Source organism: Acinetobacter sp. YH16040_T (assembly GCF_024605785.1).
Taxonomy (GTDB): Bacteria; Pseudomonadota; Gammaproteobacteria; order Pseudomonadales; family Moraxellaceae; genus Acinetobacter; species Acinetobacter amyesii.
In genome coordinates, this window is record NZ_CP094541.1 from 491679 (window position 1) to 506618 (window position 14940).

Below are 14940 nucleotides of genomic sequence, written 5' to 3' on the forward strand. Positions count from 1 at the left end.
GGTTAGTCTTCAAACCTTTTTGCACGCTGACTGTAGATCGAGACGATAAATAATCCAATTGCCGCAAAGCCCATACATTGCAGCGCTAAAATCCAGCGTTGCTCATTGGGTAGAAAATAAATTAAGCACACTAAACATAAAATTGGCAAACTAGCCAAACCCCATTTTAATGACGGAGACAGTGTTTTTAGTTTGTCTTGTCTGAGCTTATAAAGCAGATCAATCATCAAACCAATGGCTAAACTTATGCCCGCAAAGCGGGGATCAAGTTGTTTTTGTTCAGCGCATAGAAAAATAAGCACACAGGTACTGATACAAATGAAGAGCTTGATTTGTCGGTTACAGCGCTCAGAGTACCAAAACGTCAGCATTTAAACTTTACCTTGGGGTGAAGTTTTCTCGTTTTTATTCAGTAGAGAAATCGGGGAGAGCAGGCAGATCGCCAAAGCCATAAAGCCAATGCCTTGAGCACCCGGAATCAAAATTTCACCCTTATTCATGTTGATAAAAACCAATGCTAACAGCAGTGCAATCGGTATCCAGGTCAATAAACGATAGAGCAAACCTGTTGGGTTTTTTGCTGCAAAATGAATCTTGCAATAACGACAAATCAGGAAAATGACGCCTGTACCCATGAACATTAGAATGGCTTGAAGTGTTAGGGGTTCCATCCAATACAGAACACTGGTCAGTACGACCATCGCAATAAAAAACAAGATTTTTTTAAGTACAGAAACGCTGGGGTTAAACCAAAATTCAAGCATGGATCGATAGTTTAAAAATAAGCTGAATAAACTTTAGCACAGATCAGTTGTCTAATTCAGTCACTTCATGTGCAGTAAATACGTATGAAGGGATAAATTTCAGCGCATAAAAAAGCGAGGCTTAGACCTCGCTTGCTTAAAGACAATTATAAAATATTAATGATTTTTTTGTGGACCCCAGTCATAGATTTTTTTCTGGTAGGCATACCACATCATCCATAGGCCAATCAGAATCATCGGAACTGTCAGGAACTGACCTTTACTCATCCATCCAATGAAGAGTTGACCATTGTCCGGCTCACGGAAGAATTCAACGGTGAAGCGTGCGATACCATATCCGATGAGGAACAAGGCTGAAACGGCATAACGTGGACGAGGTTTTGAACTAAACCACCACAGCACGATAAACAGAATTAAACCTTCACAGAGTGCTTGATAGAGTTGCGACGGATGGCGCACCAACTGAAGTGGATCGGTCGGGAAGATCATACCGAAAGCAAAATTAGGGTCAGTCACTGCACGACCATATAGCTCGCCACCAATAAAGTTCCCAATACGACCAAACATTAAGCCTGTTGGAACGCAGGGTGCGATAAAGTCGAGGGTCTGGAACCAAGTCATTTTATATTTCTTGCACCACACTAACATGGCAATCATGACCCCAAGGAAACCGCCATGGAAGCTCATGCCGCCGGTCCAAACTTGGAACAGCCACAGTGGGTTGGCAAGGAATTGATCGAAACCATAAAAGAAGACATAGCCAAAGCGTCCACCAATCACGACACCCAATGCACCGTAGAAAATCAGGTCAGAGACCATTTCTGCGTTCCAGCCGTCACGTTGTTTTGCACGGTAGGTTGCCAAGCCCCATGCAAATAAAAAGGCCAATAAATACATCAGACCATACCAGTGAACTTGTAGTGGCCCCAGTGATATCGCCACAGGGTCGATATTTGGATATGTCAGCATTGCTGTTCCTTGTCATTATGTTTTGCACAGATTTTAGCTGAATGCGCTGAAAAATGTTGTACATTCAATGTGTAAAGATATTGAGAGTTGAATATGTGCATTGTGGCTTTTGCTTGGCAGGTCTTGGATGACATGCCACTCTGCCTGATTTCGAATCGTGATGAGTTTTATCATCGACCGACGGCAGGCCTAAAGCAATGGGTAGATAGTCCGATTATTGCAGGGCAGGACTTACAGTCTGGTGGAACATGGATGGGGATAACCGCTCAAGGGCGTTGGGCGATTGTGACCAATTTTCGTGATGGTCGTGATCAGACCACATATCCCACTTCACGTGGCGCTTTGATTCAGCAATTTTTAGAATCTGAGCAAACGCCCATTCGGTTTGCGCAAGCACTGGAACAAATCCAATGTAATTATGCTGGCTTTAATTTATTCGTTGGCGATGCCACTCAAGCCGTTTATATGAGTAATCGCGGTGAAGCACCACAAGTCTTAGCCAAAGGGGTGTATGTCACATCCAATGGTTTAATGACTGAACATTGGGAAAAGACCCGACATTTACGCAAACGTTTCACTCAAGAATTTTTGCCGATGCTACAAAGCCAGCAACCACAGGCGGATATAGACGCTGCTGCGTGGGATATTTTGGAAGATGAACGTAAAATCATTCCATCATTGTTACCCAATACTGGGATTCAGGCGGAAATGGAACATTTGCTGTCTTCAACCTTTATTCAAAGTCCGGTGTATGGCACCCGCTGTTCAAATTTATTGTGTATGCGGGATTCACAGTGGCATTGGCAGGAAAAACAGCAGCAGGGTGAGCAACAAGGACAGATCACCCAGATACAAGTGCATTTAAAGGTATAAAAAAAGCCGACGATTCGTCGGCTTATTTTTTAAAGGTGTTTTATGCGGTTTTTTGTGTTGGCTGAGCTTGTTCTACCGCTTCGCCAGCAATCACACCACCATCTTTACGGGTGATGACAACGGTTGCAGAACGTGGACGTGAGGTGGCTGCTGCATTGGTTTGTGATGCAGGCCAGTGGCTGGTCGGTTCAGCATAGGATGCTGAATCTTCACCGGGATGTTGCACATTGATAAAAATCGCTTTGTAGTCAGGTGTCATGGTCACACCTGTGATTTCACACTCTTTTGGTCCAGTCAGGAAGCGACGTAAGTTTTCGTCATTCAGTTTTGCCCCCACAATGGTTTCTTGACCCGATGAGGTCGTGGCTTTCGTACCGTCACCGACTTGACCCGGAAGCGCAGCAAGCATCATACAGTTGGTGGTATCGGTATAAGCACCGTCATCGGTTTGAATCCATAACACACCACGTGGGTCGAACCACATCCCATCGGGTGATGACAAGTCATTGTTGTCATTTAAACCAGATAAATTAATGTTGCTCGCCATTTTTGCTTCAGCACCAAACAGGTAGATATCCCAAGTAAAGCTGAGTGCTGTGGTTGTATCACCATCTTCACGGAAACGGATAATATGACCGTTGACGTTGCCTTTACCACCTTCAGGGTCGGTGTAGTTACGTGGGTTGGCAGCATCTAGTGCATGCGTCGTACCACGGTTCGAGTTATTGGTGAGGGTCACATAGACTTCACCATTGTCTGGATGCACAGCGACCCATTCAGGACGGTCCATTTTGGTAGCACCGACAGCATCTGCGGCAAGACGTGCGAAGGTTAGCACATCTGCTTGTGAGCTAAACGGATAAACGCTGTTACTTTGGTTTAAACCATTGACGTTATAGCTCAATTCAATCCATTGACCTTTGCCGTCATTGTTAAATTTGGCAACGTATAACTTACCGTTGTTCATGTATTTGTCACCTGCAGCATAGCCACCGTTGACATCTTTTTTATTCCATTTTTGGTCGGATACAAATTTATAGATGTATTCACCGCGTGAGTCATCACCCATGTAAAATGCAAGATTGTCATCTTCACGTAAGCGACTTGCACGGCAGTCTTCATGTGCAAAGCGACCCAGTGCTGTACGTTTTACGGGGTTTTCACGACGGTCAAATGGGTCGATTTCGACAATCCAACCAAAGGTGTTTGGACCATTACGATAATCTTCTGCTGCCTGAGTACCGGTAACATTCGCTGACCAACGGTCATATAAATCTTGTGACTCATTACTTCCAATCGCCGTTTCCCAACCATAGCGTGAGTTTGCACCCGCTTTTAGGCCATAACGGTTGAGTGCCACAATTTCAGCAGGACTACGTTTGGCATCATCTTCTTTCGCACGAGCGAAGTAACCAATGAAGTTTTCTTCTGTCGTCAGGTAAGTGCCCCAAGGGGTATAACCATTACCACAGTTGTTGTGTGTACCACGGGTTTGTTGACTATTGGCTGAAAACTTCGTGCTGACTAAGCTTGAGCCTGCAACAGGACCTTTAAAGTCCATTACGGTCGATGCGGTAATACGACGGTTAAATGGAGAGTTTTGTACTAGTTTGACGGCTTGAGTCTTGCTGTCTTTTTCAATTTGAATAACAGAAACACCGTGTGCATTGACTTCACGAATGACTTCATCTTCAGGGCGACGGCCTTCCACTTTGGTTGGGCCTTGTGGGTGTAAGAAGGTTGGATTGATGTATTCATGGTTCATCACCAACAAACCTTGGTCTGACTGCTTGGCATCATAGCGTCCAGAGGTGGTATTTAAACCAAAGAAGCTCATACCGTCATGGCAGTCACCAGAGCGGAATTGGAAGCTCGGGCCAGAAGGAACATTGTTATCATCCCATGCTGGGTATGCAGGGTTAATCGAGTCACCCATCGCATATAGCACATGCGCTTGATAGCCTTCAGGAACAGTCACAATATCGTCTAAATTCTTTTTCACTGGTGTGAAATTGAACTTGGTCGGTTTTTGATTTGGATCAGTGACAGGTGGTTTGGTATTGCTATTTGAATCTGAGTCATTGTCATCATTACACCCCGTTAATGAAGATGCCAATGCAAGTGCGACTGCACCACTCGCAGTCTTGGTAATCAAGCTACGACGGCTGATGCGCTGTTCTAAAATGTCACGAAAATGAAGGTTATCCGAAGTGTTGTTATCAAGTTCTTGATCTTCGTTATATGGCATGTTTGTCATGAATTTAAATCCTGGCAAAGGTGTGCTGGGTAAAAGTTGATCACATAAAACTATCGATAAAATATGACAATGCTTTGAAGCTAATGTTGCAAACTGATGAAATAGGCGTTTAGATTTCGCTGCATGAAAATTGCAAAACATTAAATGGGCGCATAAAAAAAGAGGCTATCTCAGCCTCTTAGGTGTAAAACTCACCAAAATTGTCGAAACATTAGTCTACTAAAGTTGTAGATGCACGTCGTTTTTCAATCAGCTTGCCAAAGAATAAACCCAGCTCAAAGAGCATCCACATGGGAATGGCCAGCATGATCATCGAAAGCGCATCGGGTGGCGTGGCAAACATGGCGACAAAAAAACAGCCGACGATAATAAAACGACGCTTCTCCACCAAGGTTTGAGTAGACACCACCCCGATCAAAATCAAAATTAACGTGATGATAGGAATTTCAAAGGTCAGTCCAAACACCAAAAATAGCTTTAAGCAGAAACTTAAATAACTATTGATGTCCGTCATTGGGGCGACCGTTTCAGGGGAAACACTCATAAAAAAATGCAGGATGGATGGCAGGGCAACCCAATAGGCAAAGGCAATACCGGCATAGAAGAGGACGATACTGCCGAATAATAAGGGCATCGCCAAATGCCGCTCTTTTTCATACAGTGCAGGTTTGATGAAGGCCCAAAGTTGATAAATCACGAAGGGCATCGCGAGCATAAGCGCGACAAAGAAATTCAACTTGAACGGCGCCATAAACGTGGCGGTCACATCCGTTGCGATCATGGATGAGGTCATCGGCAACTGCGCACGCAGTGGCTCTGACATCAATTGATAGCTTTGATTGGCAAAGGGTAGTAAACAAAAGAACAGAATCAAAATAAGTCCTGTAATTTTGATCAAATGCCGACGCAAAATCACCAAATGTTTGGTGATCGGCATTTCTTCCAAATCAGGCACAGTGTTCTGTGAATTATTTAGTGAAAGATCTGTCATACGGCCACCTGATATTCTGCTAATACATCGGTCGAACTTAATATAGGAGCTTGATCTGTTTTAATTTCGTGCTTTATTTTCATTTGGGGTGTAACCACGGCAAATATCGTGCTCTGACCACGTTCGATGTACTGATAACGTGGGGATAAATTTTTATTGTCAGGTAGGACTGCTTCTTGTTGTTTTTGCGCAGTCTGTTCTATGGGATGTTGCGTTTGTTGCAATTCATTCATCTGCGCCTGCATACGCGCTTCGAGGTGTTGAATACGTTGCATTTCTTTTTGCATTTCTTCACGAAGTTCGGACATGCGAAGTTCACGGTCAATATCTGTTTGCACGTTACTGATCAGTCGTTTAACTTTCCCGTACCATTTGCCTGCAAAGCGGATACCTTCAGGCAGTTTTTCCGGGCCGAGTACGATCAGCGCAATAATGCTGAACACCAGTAATTCGCTAATACCAATATTAAGCATTATGACAACTCCTTAGCTTTGAACTGAGGAATTGGTTTTATTTTGAGCTTCATGCTCTAGCGTGCGAGGCTCATTAAGCTGTGTGTTTGCTGTGTCTTCATCACGCATCGACTTTTTGAAATCTTTGACCGCGCCGCCGACATCTTTGCCCAAGTTTTTTAGTTTTGATGTACCAAAGAGTAAAATCACCACAATTGCAAAAATCAGTACATGCCAAATCGATAGTCCAGCCATCTTGTTATCCTCTTGTTGGTCTGCACAACATTTCAGCAGTTGTAGATGACAGTGAAGTGACCAAGATGTTGCAGTTTAAAGACAGCCGCGAAGCTTATGTTCAGTGTTACTATGCATGGATTGAGCAGTGAGGGTGGTGTAGTGGCGTTTCTTCTTCCGATATTGGGTTTTTTAAGTGGCCTCGGATTGGCATCATTATCAGGAACCGCATCGCTCAAATCGATTTTTTCTAGCTTACTTGCACGCTGTTTTATTCCAGCCGTAATCATCTACAACATGGTGTTCTATCAAGCAGGCAGTTTAGCGCTGATGCTCTTTAGCTTTAGTGTTGCCGTGCTGATGTTTTATTTATTTCGCTGGCTGTTAAAAGATAGTTTACGTGCCTTGTGTGTCAGTTATTTGAACTTGGCTTGGCTGGGTTTTCCTTTTGCATTAGCATTGTTCGGCCCTGAAATTAGTGCAGCGATGGTGGCTCTGTATGTCGGTGGCTCTATCTTTGGCAATATGTGGGCCGTTACAGCCGTCAGTTCAGCCCAACTACCATGGTCGAGCGTGATTCAAAAAGTGGCGATGTCACCGCCTGTATTTGCCTTGATGATTGCAGGTGTCTGTCGAATAGTTGGATTACAACATTTAGAAGAACATCAGATCTTAGATTGGCTGTATCAGGCTGCAAAAATTGGAATGAGTTTCACAGGGATGTGCGTCTTAGGCATGTGGCTGCGCCAAACTAAGGTACAGTGGAGTGATCTGATGAACAGTAGTCGTATTTATGCGATGAAACTCACCGTTGGCGCGGTGATCTGTGGTTTGAGTTATGCCTTTCTTCCGATTCCCCAGATCGAGAAATATATTGGGGTGATGTTCATGCTGTTCTGCTTACCCCCTGCAGCCAATATTGTGGCTTTAGAAACGCATTATCAAGGAACAGGCACTTCGGCACGTTATATTGCTTCAGGTACGATTATGAGCTGCATCGTCGTTAGTTTTTATGGGTTAATTTTGCATCTTTTTTCGCTTTAAAATGAAAAGTGAATTATAGATGCCCGCAAAGGGCGACTACTTGAGCTGTTTTCGAATCTGCCAATCACGCACGAGGGCGTATATCATTGCGATACCTATCAGGCCTGGAAATCCAACCTGACCTTGCGACAGATTAAGCATGATCGACAGTACAATCAACACTGCAAAAATAGCGTAAGTGGTACGAAAGCCTGAGGTGAGCGGGTAGGTCAGTTGCGCATGGCAATGAGGGCAGCTTAGTTTTTGAAAACCAAGAAAAGAGCGTGTCGGGATTTCAGTTGAAGTGTGATGGCAAGTGTTGCATATGATCTGTATCGGTTGAAGTGCCATAATTATTCTATTTTTATTCAGGGATTGGAGTTAATCTTTGGCATTAAGATTAACTCCAATTTAACTTATTTCAAACTTGCTTTAAATAATTTCATCGCTTGACCACGATGGCTGATTTTATTTTTTTCTTCTTTTGATAATTCAGCACTAGAAACATTCAGTTCAGGCAGCCAAAACAGTGGGTCATAGCCAAAGCCATTTTCACCACGTGCTGCTTCCATCACTTCACCGCGCCAAACCCCTTGGAAAATTTGTGGGAGTGGGTCTTCTGCATGTTGGACCAAAGCCAAGACACATACAAACATCCCTTCGATTGCTTCACCCTCTTTACGGAGCGGTTTGAGGTCAGCAAGCAACTTGGCATTGTTAGCGGCATCATTGCCATGTTCACCTGCATAGCGCGCAGAGTAAATCCCTGGTGAGCCACCGAGTACAGGAACGCAAATGCCAGAATCATCTGCAATGGCTGGCTTGCCTGAAATTTTCGATGCGTGACGCGCTTTGATAATGGCATTTTCAACAAAGCTTAGACCGTCTTCGATGGCATCTTCAATGTTTAATTGACCTTGAGGAATCACTTCAACAGGCAAATTCAGTTCCGCAAACATTTTTTCAAATTCTGCAATTTTGCCTTTGTTATTACTTGCAAGCACCAAAGTGCCTTGAGATAACCAATCAGTTGAAGCCATGTGAATATTCACCATAAAACAAGATTTGAGGCTATTTTAACAAGATGCTGTGGTTGACAGGCAATAAAAAAGCACCCGAAGGTGCTTTTTAAGATTCAAAAACTTATTGCGCTTGAATCCATTTGTCTGCACGGTCACGTGCTTGACGAATTTGGTCTTGGCTTAAGTTGGCTGCCAATGCCGTTTTCTTACCTTCAGACAAGCTAATCACTTTGTTGTCGAGCATGCCATCACGGGTAGAAAGCTCATACCATTGGTATGCACCCATGTAGTTTTTCTTTTGCTCTTCCATCATGGCTAAGTTAAAGCTTGCGCGGTTATCACCACGGCTGGCTGCTTTTTCGAAATATTGACGAGCAAGCGCTTCATCTTTTTTAGTCCCAATGCCATCTGCAAGCATACGACCTACATTAAGCTGTGCTGCAGATAAACCTTGATCAGCAGCAGCCTTATACCATGCAAAAGCTTGACGTTCATCTTTGGCAACGTCTTTACCTTGTTGATATTTAGTGCCTAAGTAAAACTGAGCACCGGGCTGACCTGCTTTAGCAGCTTTACTTAAGCTGTGAATATCCATAATTGAATATTGAGCAGCTTGGCTAGAAACTGAAGATGATGGAGCAACATAATCCGCATGGGCTTGTATGCTAAAAAGTCCAATCAGTAGCGTCGTGCTTAATAATAATTTTTTCATAGAGCGCTCACTCGATAAATTGCGACTTCACCAAATAGATTTGGGAGACGTTTACTGAGTAAACTGTCTTGTTGATCCCCATTCACGGCAAGTCGGTTAATAATCCGGATGTTATTTTCAGCACACAGCGCTTCAAAATCACGGAAAGTACATAAATGAATATTGGGCGTGTTATACCACATATAAGGTAACGCGTCTGAAACGGGCATCATTCCTTTTAATGCAAGGAAAGAACGGGTCTTCCAATGTGCAAAGTTTGGAAAAGTGATAATGGCCTGTTTCCCCACACGCACCATGTCTCTTAAAAGAACGTCTGGTGCATCTACAGCTTGCAAGGCTTGTGCCATAACCACATAGTCAAAAGACTGGTCGGCAAAGCGACTTAAACCTAAGTTCAAGTCCTGTTGGATGATATTTAACCCGCGACTGACCGCAATTGCAATCTTTTCTTGATCAATTTCTAAGCCATATGCACGAATATTGTGCTTTTTGCTCATATGTGCAAGCAGTTCACCGTCACCACACCCTAAATCGAGTACGCTTGAATCTGGTTTAATCCAACGTTCAGCCAGTTGATGATCAATACGCATTAGTTGGTCTCCTTCGGTGTTTCTTGCAGGTGTTTTACACCGCCTAGGAATGCACGTAAGCTTTTCACATATAACGGAATCGGGAACAAGAAAGAGTCATGGCCTTGTTCAGCATCAATATCGACATAGCTCACAGGCTTATGATTGCTAATTAATGCATCTACAATTTCTTGCGAACGAGCAGGGGTAAAACGCCAGTCCGTTGTAAATGAAACAACTAAAAATTGACACTTGGTTTTAGACATAGCGGTTTTTAATGATTGCTCATATTCACGTGATGGATCGAAATAATCTAAAGCCTTGGTCATGATCAAATAGGTATTGGCATCAAAGTTACGGCTAAATTGCTCACCTTGATAACGCAAATAACTTTCGACTTGGAATTCGACGTCAAAGCCATACATAAATTTACCTGACTTTAAGTCACGGCCAAATTTTTGTTTCATGGCTTCTTCAGAGAGGTAAGTGATATGACCGACCATACGGGCCAAGATCAAACCTCGCTTAGGATAACTGTCATTTTCTAAATAGCGACCATCATGGAAATCAGGGTCAGACAAAATCGACTGACGCGCCACTTCGTTAAAGGCAATGTTTTGCGCAGACAGTTTTGGTGTACTGGCAATAATCACGCACTTTTGTAAACGATCTGGATAGTCCACAGACCATTGTAGAGCTTGCATACCGCCTAAAGAGCCGCCAATCACCGCATACCACTGCTGAATCTCTAAACGATCAGATAACATAGCTTGGGTTTTGACCCAGTCACGTACAGTGACTAATGGGAAATCAGGACCATAAGGGCGATTGTCATTTTCAGGATTTGGAGAGGTCGGTCCAGTAGAACCGCTACAGCCGCCAATATTATTTAGTGCTACGACAAAGAATTTTGACGTATCAATGGCTTTGCCTGGTCCAATACATGCGTCCCACCAACCCGGCTTACGGTCATCTTCATGATGATAACCTGCAGCATGGTGATGGCCTGACAGTGCATGACAAATCAAAATTGCATTGGATTTGTCTGCATTCAGTTCGCCATAAGTTTCAACCATGAGCTCAAAACGTGGGAGTATGCGATCGCATTCGAGCTCTAACGGCTCTTCAAAAATAAACTTTTGTGGGGTAACTAAGCCCACTGAGTCAGCTGGAAAAGACACAGGAATAATTCGCCTTAAATCTTTAGTATGAATAATAAAAGGATACCACTTGAGGGTATCCTTCTAAAGTCATTTTATTGCTATTTGATATTTATAGCATTGAATTAGACTGCAGCAGCAATCACTTGTTCAGTACTCAAAACACCTTGTTCAATTAAACGGTTAGTGCTGGCAATAATCGCCTCGATAGATGCGGTCACGATGTTGTCATGCACACCTGCGCCGAATGCAGACTTACCTGTACCTTTCACTTGAAGCTCAATTAAAGCCAAGGCTTTAGCATGTGCGCCTGAACTGATGCTACGTTCTTCATAGTTCAAGACATCAATCGGTAACTGCAAGGCATTTAAGATAGCAGAGATTGGGCCGTTGCCTTCACCGCGTAATTGCTGGATCTCACCGTTCACTTCGACATCAAGCTCAATGACTTGTTTGCCATTTTCATCATGTAAGCGGTAGTTTTTCGCCGCATAATGCGTGTCTTTGGCAGCCACATACGTGTCTTTAAATAAAGACCAGATTGCTTGCGCAGAAATCTCGGTACCGTCTTCATCTGTTTTTTGCTGTACGATTTGCGAGAACTCAATTTGAATACGACGAGGCAACACCACGTTGTAATTTGATTCTAACAAGTACGCAATACCGCCTTTACCAGACTGTGAGTTGACACGAATCACGGCATCATAGTCGCGGCCCAAGTCTTTCGGGTCGATTGGCAAATAAGGCATATCCCACATTTCTTCGTTCTTTTGGAACTCGAAACCTTTTTTAATGGCATCTTGGTGTGAGCCAGAGAACGCGGTGAAGACCAAATCACCAGCATACGGATGACGAGGGTGTACCGGCAAGCCTGTGCATTCTTCAATGATTGAAATGATTTCGTTAATGTTTGAGAAATCTAAGTTTGGCGCAACACCTTGGGTATACATGTTCAATGCAATCGCTGCAACGTCCACGTTACCTGTACGTTCACCGTTACCAAACACACAACCTTCGACGCGGTCAGCACCAGCCATAATGGCCAACTCAGAAGCGGCAATACCACAGCCACGGTCGTTATGACAGTGCACAGAAATAATCACACCGTCACGGCGTTGAATGTTACGGTGCATCCATTCCACTTGGTCTGCATAGACGTTCGGACCTGAAACTTCAACCGTTGCAGGCAAGTTTAAAATCACTTTGTTCTCTGGAGATGCTTCCCAAATTTCAGTGACCGCATCACAGACATCTTTAGCAACTTCTAATTCTGTTGCAGTAAAACACTCTGGACTGTATTGGAATACAAATTCAGTTTCAGGCTGTTTTGCAGCGTATTCTTTGACTTTCGTTGCGGCATTAATCGCTAATTGTTTTGCACCAGCAACGTCAACATTCAACACTTTATTGCGGAATGTTGGCGAGTTTGAGTTGTAGATATGCACGATGGCACGTTTTGCACCTTGTAATGATTCAAATGTACGTTGAATCAAATGATCACGTGCTTGAACCAAAACTTCGATGTACACATCATCAGGAATATGACCGCCTTCGATCAACAAACGCGTGAAATCAAAGTCGATTTGTGATGCAGAAGGGAAGCCGATTTCAATGTGTTTGAAACCAATTTTCACAAGCATTTGGAACATTTTGAACTTTTGTTCAATGTTCATTGGCTCGAAGATCGCTTGGTTACCGTCACGAAGGTCGGTACTCATCCAGATCGGCGCTTTATTGATTTCGTTATTTGGCCATTGACGGTCTGGTAAGTCTACACGTTGGTACATGCGACGGTATTTTTTGCTTGGATCTGCCAACATCATGTGAAAACTCCTTATAGCACCGTGGATAAATGTCGTGGATAAACGGCAAGGTACTACTTATATAGATTGTGTCTATTCTAACAATTTACAAGTTTAATTTCGGAGTCTTTAGTCGAAAGTCGAAATAAATCTGTAAAGATTCACATGACTTAGCTTTACCGTAAGCTCGTAAATGTATAACTAAATATTAGTCCATATATTCCGGAAATAATTTCCTATTTTTGCGTCAAGATGCCATTACTGGAAAATATTTTTCTATAAAATTAGCTTTTTTGAAAAATATAATCTTTATTGATCTCATCGACGGTGGCTGTTCCCATCAATGCCATCGTAATCTCAAATTCTTCTTTCAGTATTTTGAGTACATGGGCAACACCTAAAGCGCCCGCTGTAGCTAAACCATAAATGCAAGGACGTCCAACTAATACGGCAGATGCACCCAAGGCTATCGCTTTAAACACATCTGAACCACGACGAATACCACCATCATATAAAACTGGAAAATCCGTAGGCACAACTTTTTTAATCAGTTCTAAGGCGGTGAGAGGGGAAATGCAACCGTCCAGTACGCGCCCACCATGATTCGACACAATAATGCCTTGTACACCGTGTTGCAGGGCAAGTTCAGCATCATGTGGACTGACAATGCCCTTTAAAATAATCGGTAATGAGGTGTTTTGACTGAGCCAAAGGATATCCGCCCATGTTGGTGCGATTTTCATCAGACCGTTAAATACGGGATGGTCGCCATCATTGAGCTCAGGCAATGGGATATGTGCAGGGGTATGCGGATGTTGCATGCCTTCAGGCAAATGGAAAAACATTCGACGTTCACGGTCACGAATCCCTGTATGCGGGGAATCAATGGTTACTACAATTGCTGTATAGGCATGTTCTTCTGCCATCTTGACCAGCGATAATGACTTTTCGCGCTCACCTTGCCAATACAATTGGAACCATTTGTAAGGATTGTCCTGCTTTAACTCACGCATATCTGTATTGGTAAACGTACTGAGGATCATATTGCTGCCAAGGACTTCGGCAGCGAGGGCTGTTGCAGCTTCAGCATCAGGATGAAATTGTTGTTGGTGACCAATGGGTGCTACAAAAATAGGATGCGGGAAACGTTGCCCTAAGATTTCGATTTGGGTATGACCTTGGGTTAGATCTTTCAGCATACGTGGTAGCAGTTGTATCTGTTCAAACTGAGACAAATTGCCACGGACACTGTGTTCATCCATCGAGCCGCCTTGCAAGTACTGCCACACCATGTTGGAAAGGTGTTTTTCAGCCTCGACTTCATAATCTGCAATGGTTTGCAAATGAGCTGGAATCTGAGTGAGTGGCGCTAAAATGTTGTGATCAGTCATTGTCAGTTTGTCCATGTCTATTGACCTTGAGCTTTAAATTTCGGCCCATTTGCGGATAAGGTTGTGATACAGACTAGTCAACTTGACGACTTCACTATGTGCATCACCCAATTGCATACGCAAATTTTGAATGCTTTGATCGAGATTAAATAACATGTGACGCTCAGCATCTTCACGGATCATACTTTGCAACCAAAAAAATGATGCAATACGACAGCCTGCAGTCACAGGAGTAACTTCATGCACACTGGTAGATGGATACAAAATCAAATCTCCGGCAGGCAATTTCACTTCGTGGTAGCCATAGGTGTCTTCTACCACAAGTTCACCGCCTTCATATTCTTCGGGTTCACTTAGAAAAATCGTGCAGGACAAATCGGTACGAATTTTTTGATTGCTGTCGGGCATCCAGCGAATGGCATTGTCGACATGGAAACCAAACGTTTCACCATTTTCATAGCGGTTAAAATAGGGCGGCAAAATATTGAGGGGGAGAGCCGCTGATGTAAAAAGCGCGTGTTGTGACAATTCATGCAGAATAATGTCACCTAAATGCTGTGTTAATGGATGGTCTATATCTAGCTGTTGGTTGTTTTTTACATTTTTAGACAGTGAGCCCGTAGTTTTTTGACCATTAATCCATTCTACTTTTTGCATTTCTGTGCGGAAGTAGTTGACCTGTTCTTTACTCAATACATTTGGGATATGGTGAATCACGGCC

At 43.4% G+C, this 14940-nt stretch carries 17 protein-coding genes; 2 read left to right on the forward strand and 15 right to left on the reverse strand.

Annotated features, from left to right (window positions below; translation table 11 throughout):
- Nucleotides 1-2: 2 nt before the first annotated feature.
- From MST16_RS02390 to lgt, 3 genes are all read right to left on the reverse strand, one after another.
- A complete protein-coding gene (locus tag MST16_RS02390; RefSeq protein WP_180010198.1) occupies nt 3-371 on the reverse strand; it encodes a hypothetical protein in 369 nt (122 codons plus the stop codon).
- Nucleotides 372-764: a hypothetical protein gene (locus MST16_RS02395; RefSeq protein WP_180004560.1), complete on the reverse strand. Its 393-nt coding sequence runs from the start codon at nt 762-764 to the stop codon at nt 372-374. It abuts the gene before it with no gap.
- Between the two features lie 156 nt (nt 765-920).
- Nucleotides 921-1733 (reverse strand): prolipoprotein diacylglyceryl transferase, encoded by an 813-nt coding sequence (gene lgt / locus MST16_RS02400; RefSeq protein WP_180010199.1) that lies wholly within the window; start codon nt 1731-1733, stop codon nt 921-923.
- A gap of 93 nt (nt 1734-1826) precedes the next feature.
- On the opposite strand from lgt, the gene MST16_RS02405 reads away from it, so the two are divergent.
- The gene (locus tag MST16_RS02405) at nt 1827-2606 is read left to right on the forward strand and encodes an NRDE family protein (protein ID WP_218946139.1); all 780 of its coding nucleotides are present in this window, start codon (nt 1827-1829) and stop codon (nt 2604-2606) included.
- A 40-nt stretch (nt 2607-2646) separates the two neighbouring features.
- Here the strand turns inward: MST16_RS02405 and MST16_RS02410 are convergent, their stop codons facing one another.
- From MST16_RS02410 to tatA, 4 genes are all read right to left on the reverse strand, one after another.
- Complete coding sequence (locus MST16_RS02410) at nt 2647-4863, reverse strand: PhoX family phosphatase (protein ID WP_180010200.1); 2217 nt, start codon at nt 4861-4863, stop codon at nt 2647-2649.
- A gap of 211 nt (nt 4864-5074) precedes the next feature.
- On the reverse strand, nt 5075-5854 hold the full coding sequence (tatC, locus tag MST16_RS02415; protein WP_180010201.1) for a twin-arginine translocase subunit TatC: 780 nt from the start codon (nt 5852-5854) through the stop codon (nt 5075-5077).
- A complete protein-coding gene (gene tatB, locus MST16_RS02420) occupies nt 5851-6327 on the reverse strand; it encodes a Sec-independent protein translocase protein TatB (RefSeq protein ID WP_180010202.1) in 477 nt (158 codons plus the stop codon). The genes tatC and tatB overlap by 4 nt, the downstream gene beginning before the upstream one ends.
- A 12-nt stretch (nt 6328-6339) precedes the next feature.
- Nucleotides 6340-6561: a Sec-independent protein translocase subunit TatA gene (gene tatA, locus MST16_RS02425; protein ID WP_180010203.1), complete on the reverse strand. Its 222-nt coding sequence runs from the start codon at nt 6559-6561 to the stop codon at nt 6340-6342.
- 141 nt (nt 6562-6702) lie between these two features.
- Between tatA and MST16_RS02430 the strand changes: the two genes are divergently transcribed.
- Nucleotides 6703-7584 carry a permease gene (locus tag MST16_RS02430; protein ID WP_180010228.1) on the forward strand — a complete coding sequence of 294 codons (882 nt, stop codon included), beginning with the start codon at nt 6703-6705 and terminating at the stop codon, nt 7582-7584.
- A gap of 36 nt (nt 7585-7620) precedes the next feature.
- Here the strand turns inward: MST16_RS02430 and MST16_RS02435 are convergent, their stop codons facing one another.
- The 8 genes from MST16_RS02435 to MST16_RS02470 form a co-directional block, all read right to left on the reverse strand.
- The gene (locus MST16_RS02435) at nt 7621-7914 is read right to left on the reverse strand and encodes a hypothetical protein (RefSeq protein WP_180010204.1); all 294 of its coding nucleotides are present in this window, start codon (nt 7912-7914) and stop codon (nt 7621-7623) included.
- A 65-nt stretch (nt 7915-7979) separates the two neighbouring features.
- Nucleotides 7980-8603, reverse strand: coding sequence for an RdgB/HAM1 family non-canonical purine NTP pyrophosphatase (gene rdgB / locus MST16_RS02440; RefSeq protein WP_180010205.1), 624 nt, complete (start codon nt 8601-8603; stop codon nt 7980-7982).
- 103 nt (nt 8604-8706) lie between these two features.
- Nucleotides 8707-9297: a tetratricopeptide repeat protein gene (locus MST16_RS02445; protein WP_078189669.1), complete on the reverse strand. Its 591-nt coding sequence runs from the start codon at nt 9295-9297 to the stop codon at nt 8707-8709.
- Nucleotides 9294-9887 carry a methionine biosynthesis protein MetW gene (metW, locus tag MST16_RS02450; RefSeq protein WP_067763682.1) on the reverse strand — a complete coding sequence of 198 codons (594 nt, stop codon included), beginning with the start codon at nt 9885-9887 and terminating at the stop codon, nt 9294-9296. The genes MST16_RS02445 and metW overlap by 4 nt, the downstream gene beginning before the upstream one ends.
- Nucleotides 9887-11047 (reverse strand): homoserine O-acetyltransferase, encoded by a 1161-nt coding sequence (locus MST16_RS02455; protein ID WP_168377871.1) that lies wholly within the window; start codon nt 11045-11047, stop codon nt 9887-9889. Before MST16_RS02455 ends, metW begins: the two co-directional genes overlap by 1 nt.
- A gap of 104 nt (nt 11048-11151) precedes the next feature.
- Nucleotides 11152-12849, reverse strand: a complete 1698-nt coding sequence (gene leuA, locus MST16_RS02460; RefSeq protein WP_111884051.1) for a 2-isopropylmalate synthase — start codon at nt 12847-12849, stop codon at nt 11152-11154.
- Between the two features lie 263 nt (nt 12850-13112).
- Nucleotides 13113-14219 (reverse strand): alpha-hydroxy acid oxidase, encoded by a 1107-nt coding sequence (locus tag MST16_RS02465; protein WP_180010229.1) that lies wholly within the window; start codon nt 14217-14219, stop codon nt 13113-13115.
- Between the two features lie 33 nt (nt 14220-14252).
- Nucleotides 14253-14936 (reverse strand): Fe2+-dependent dioxygenase, encoded by a 684-nt coding sequence (locus MST16_RS02470; protein ID WP_078192711.1) that lies wholly within the window; start codon nt 14934-14936, stop codon nt 14253-14255.
- Nucleotides 14937-14940 lie beyond the last annotated feature (4 nt).